This window comes from Brachyspira catarrhinii, assembly GCF_005518285.1.
GTDB lineage: Bacteria > Spirochaetota > Brachyspiria > Brachyspirales > Brachyspiraceae > Brachyspira > Brachyspira catarrhinii.
Genome location: NZ_SJDU01000615.1, coordinates 1 through 934, shown reverse-complemented (window position 1 = coordinate 934; position 934 = coordinate 1). Strand labels below are relative to the sequence as shown.

Here is a 934-nt window from a genome sequence, read left to right as displayed (position 1 = left end):
TTGAAAATATATCGGGCGATAACGCTAAAGTATATATTGACGAACTTAAAAATAATAACGAAATTGGAATTAAAAGCGAACATTCTATTTATCCAAACACTTATTTATGCTACAGAATAAACGAAGAAGACGAAGCGGTAATTGGAAAATATAAAGAAGACACAAACAGCATTATTCATGTAAATACCGATATTAGCGCTTACGGAGTAAAACCTCGAAACGAAGAGCAGGCTATGGCTTTGGATATTTTGCTTGACAATAGCGTTCCTTTGGTTACCGTTATGGGAAAAGCGGGAACGGGAAAAACTCTTTTGGCTTTGGCGGCGGCGCTCGAAAAGAGAAGAGAATACAGACAAATATTGCTCGCTCGTCCAATTGTCGCTTTGTCGAATAAAGATTTGGGATTTTTGCCCGGCGATGTTAATAGCAAATTAGAACCTTATATGCAGCCCCTATTCGATAATTTATCCGTTATACAGCATTTGCATTCCGATGATAGCGATGAAAGTAAAAATATAAGAAAAATGCTTGAAAACGAAAAAATTGTAATATCTCCTTTGGCTTATATAAGAGGAAGAAGTTTGAATAAAATATATTTCATAGTTGACGAGGCTCAAAATCTCACTCCGCATGAAATAAAAACTATTATAACGAGAGCGGGAGAAGGAACTAAAATCGTATTTACGGGCGATATTCATCAAATCGACACTCCTTATTTGGACGAAAGAAATAACGGGCTGACTTATTTGATAGACAGAATGAAAGCGGAAGTTTTAAGCGGAACTGTGACTTTGGAAAAAGGCGAAAGGTCCAAACTTGCCGAACTTGCGGCTAATGTTTTATAAAATATATTTTAAATTAAAAATATGTTAAACGAGATTAAAAAATTTTTAGTCGAAAATGTAAAAGATTTAAATAAAAAAACTTTGGCTGT

Annotated in this window: 1 protein-coding gene; it reads left to right on the top strand. The window is 34.6% G+C overall.

Annotated features, from left to right (window positions below; genetic code table 11):
* Positions 1-845, top strand: an 845-nt coding sequence (locus tag EZH24_RS12635; protein ID WP_137999397.1) for a PhoH family protein, incomplete at its 5' end; no start/stop codon positions are given.
* Between the last annotated feature and the right edge of the window lie 89 nt (positions 846-934).